This is a genomic window from Deltaproteobacteria bacterium (genome assembly GCA_016874775.1).
Lineage (GTDB): Bacteria > Desulfobacterota > Binatia > Bin18 > Bin18 > VGTJ01.
Map to the genome: position 1 here is coordinate 1 of VGTJ01000324.1, position 3,172 is coordinate 3,172.

The 3,172-nt window shown below is 52.6% G+C and carries 4 protein-coding genes; 3 read left to right on the forward strand and 1 reads right to left on the reverse strand.

Features of this window, described 5'->3' with window-relative positions:
• Positions 1 to 214: 214 nt before the first annotated feature.
• Entirely contained in the window at positions 215 to 1,258 is a 1,044-nt protein-coding gene (locus tag FJ147_28050; protein ID MBM4259736.1) for an IS110 family transposase, read from the reverse strand.
• Between the two features lie 238 nt (positions 1,259 to 1,496).
• Here FJ147_28050 and FJ147_28055 point away from each other — a divergent pair, with 238 nt between their 5' ends.
• From FJ147_28055 to FJ147_28065, 3 genes are all read left to right on the forward strand, one after another.
• Positions 1,497 to 1,796: a type II toxin-antitoxin system RelE/ParE family toxin gene (locus FJ147_28055; protein MBM4259737.1), complete on the forward strand. Its 300-nt coding sequence runs from the start codon at positions 1,497 to 1,499 to the stop codon at positions 1,794 to 1,796.
• Positions 1,793 to 2,065 carry a hypothetical protein gene (locus tag FJ147_28060; protein MBM4259738.1) on the forward strand — a complete coding sequence of 91 codons (273 nt, stop codon included), beginning with the start codon at positions 1,793 to 1,795 and terminating at the stop codon, positions 2,063 to 2,065. The genes FJ147_28055 and FJ147_28060 overlap by 4 nt, the downstream gene beginning before the upstream one ends.
• Before the next feature lie 116 nt (positions 2,066 to 2,181).
• Complete coding sequence (locus tag FJ147_28065; protein ID MBM4259739.1) at positions 2,182 to 3,045, forward strand: DUF4238 domain-containing protein; 864 nt, start codon at positions 2,182 to 2,184, stop codon at positions 3,043 to 3,045.
• Positions 3,046 to 3,172: the final 127 nt, after the last annotated feature.

Here is a 3,172-nt window from a genome sequence, read left to right on the forward strand (position 1 = left end):
TCCACTACACCCGAAGTGATTCGAGACGCACTGGCGACGGTTTCTACCACACAAGTCCGGCAGTGGTGCCAGCAGCACCTGGGGCCGTCGCTCCAGGCCCAACGCCAACAGGCCTTCCGCCAGCTCAAGCTAGCGGAAGAAAAGCAGGTCCACTTTCAACAGGCAGCGTGAGGCGTCTTTGCACCAGGCCAGGCTCGGGCTCTCCCCTCAGCGGTTACGCGGCGACAAAGCGTTTGAGGTCAAACGCCTGTTCGCGCGTGAGCATGTAATACACGGCGCGGCCCAATTTGTGGGCGAGCACGGTCAGGGCTTTGGCTTTGCCATGTTTCTGTTCTAATTTCGCAAAATACTCTTTCCCCGGCTGACTCTGGCGGATGAACAGTACGGCGGCTTCCGCAAAGGCCCAGCGCAGATGCACATTGCCAATCTTTTTGCCTGAGGTACCGAGGCGTTTGCCGTTGGATTCTTTGGCGCACTTCACCAAACGACAGTACGACACAAAATCTTGCACGCGCGGAAAGCGACGGATGTCATGAATCTCATAGAGAATGACCAACGCCAGAATCTGCCCAATCCCGGGAACCGATTGCAACCGCGCAAAGGTTTGCACGTCATGCGTTTTGGCACTACGGGTGAGATAGAGTTCCACCTCGCCCAACAATTGGTCGTAATGATCAATGAGAGAAATGTCGACCTCAATGGCTTTCTGGACACTGGGATCAGGAAAATGGTCGGCGACGCCTTCTCGGTTTGATTTGGCGGCCAGTCGTTTGCCGATCTCGGGGAGATTGTACTGACTATTGGTATTATGAATGTGGGCTAAGAGTTCGGCCCGTTTCCGCGCCAGATGAGATCGCCGCCGCAGTAAATCCCGCGTGGCCCGCATCTCTGCCGGATAGACATAGGCTTGGGGCATCATCCCACCCCGTAATAAGACCGCAATCTTGTGGGCATCGATTTTATCGTTCTTCGCCTTGCCGCCATGAATCGCCTTCATATAGAGAGCATGCCCCAAGACAAAAGCAATTCCTTCCTTCTGACACAAGTCTGCGAGCCAATACCAGGTGAACATACACTCCACGCCGACGACGAGTTCCTCTCTATAGGGAGCAATCACTCGCAAAAATGCGTCCGGTGTCGTCGGTAGATTTTTGTGGACGAGTTTCGTGCCACTGTGATCGAGAATGCAGACGTACATCGCTTTCGCATGTAGATCGATGCCACAATAATGTTTATGCTGTTGCGTATAGAAATTCATTCAGGCCTCCTTCGTGGGGTAGATTGTTGCGATACAGCCATCCTACCGCCGCGTTACAACGCGCAGTAAAGGAGGCCTGGATGAGTATCACACCGCGCCACTGCATCGCGGCCCGGTGGCGACTCTGAAAACTCCGAAGGGTCTCGGTTGGGCCGTTCGCGGTGAACGGGGGCGTTAGGCAGTTTCGTAAACAACTCCCTTGTTGCTTTTCACTCGGGTGACGTAGAAACTCTCTCGCATGGCAAGTTACCGAATCGAAGTCACGGAAGAGGCAAAGGGCGACCTCGCCTACTACACCGCCTTCGAGCGTAAGATTATCGTCGCTGGGATTCGAGAGCAGCTCACTCACCAACCTCACGAGGAGACCAAGAACCGTAAACCCCTGCGCGACAATCCGCTGGCGCCTTGGGAATTGCGCGTAGGCAAGTATCGAGTCTTCTATGAAGTAAACGAAACTGCGAGCACGGTCAGCGTTGTTTCGGTTGGACACAAAGAGCACAATGTACTCTTGATCCAAGGCAAAGAGGTACAGCTATGAGAACGATTGAACTTGACAAAGAACCGCTGGATTTAGAAACCGTTATCAAGTTGGCGAGCCAAGAGCCAGTGCTGCTCGTAACCCCAGAGGGGAAAGAATTTTGCTTAGCCGAAGCAGACGACTTTGAGCGCGAGGTTGAGACCCTGCGAGGGAGCCAAGCATTTCAGCGTTTCCTTGAGGAGCGCGCAGCGGGCACGAAACGGATTCCACTAGAGGAGATTGAAGCCGAGATTGAGCAGGAACTGATAGCGCAGGGCAAGACTGCCTAACCCGTCGCGCCACCGCAGCGCGGCGCTGTGGCGTGCAGGAATGAACGTGAAAGGCTGCGGGTGGGCCGCTTGCGGTGCGCTCGGGCGTTAGCTGGATATAATGACAACTTAATTTTGTGACTCATCCTCAGAAACAGCACTACGTTCCGCAATTCCTGCTACGGAACTTCACGCTCTCTGGTTCTGATCAGCTCTATGTCTATGACAAGAGCAACGATCGAACCTATAAGACGAACATTACCAATGTTGCAGCAGAACGTGAATTTTATGACTTTCGGATTGACGGCATTGATCTTACAATTGAACCAAGTCTCGGAAAAATTGAGGTCGTTGCCGCGTCGGAAATTGACGAAATCATCTTACGTCGCTCAATTGGTCACCTTAGCCTGGAGAAAAAGACTATCCTTTCGCTCTTTATTGCGATTCAGATGGTGCGTACTCGGCACGTTCGGGTCTCCATGGATGCAATGCTCGACCAAGTCAGAGAAAAGATTCGATCTTGGGGGCAGGACCCGGACCAAGTTCCTCAACTGCGCAAGGGGAGTGAGGACGAGGATAAGCTGTCCACTGCTCGAATAATTCAGAATGCTGTCTCGTTTGTGCCACCTCTCATGGACAAAGTATGGTTGCTTTTTCGGGCAGACGATGAAGGTTCCCTCTACATTTCCGATAACCCAGTTACTCTTCACAACGAACGTACAGATCCACTGCTCGGAACTTTGGGAATCGCTGTTGAAGGCATAGAAATCAATTTTCCTATTAGCCGTCACTTCTCGCTTGCCCTCTATTGCCACAGCCATCGACAAAGTTTCCTCGAAGACTATGAGAAATACAAACTACTGCAACGAACTAATCCGGCTTCTGCGGCGCGAATAGACGTTGACCCCTTTTTTATGGAAGGACTCTATTATGGCATGGATAACGGTCGAGCCGTACCGCTTCCAGCGGCCTCCATACTTCACTTACTGAATTTTCAATAAATAATGTTCATGCGGGCTAGCGGACCCAAGGCAAATCAGAAGCGAAGATACACGCCCAGAGTCGCCGGGGTGAGCGGCGTGTACGAGCGATGCCCGCAAACACATTGTTGCGGAGTTCAGCCCCGTT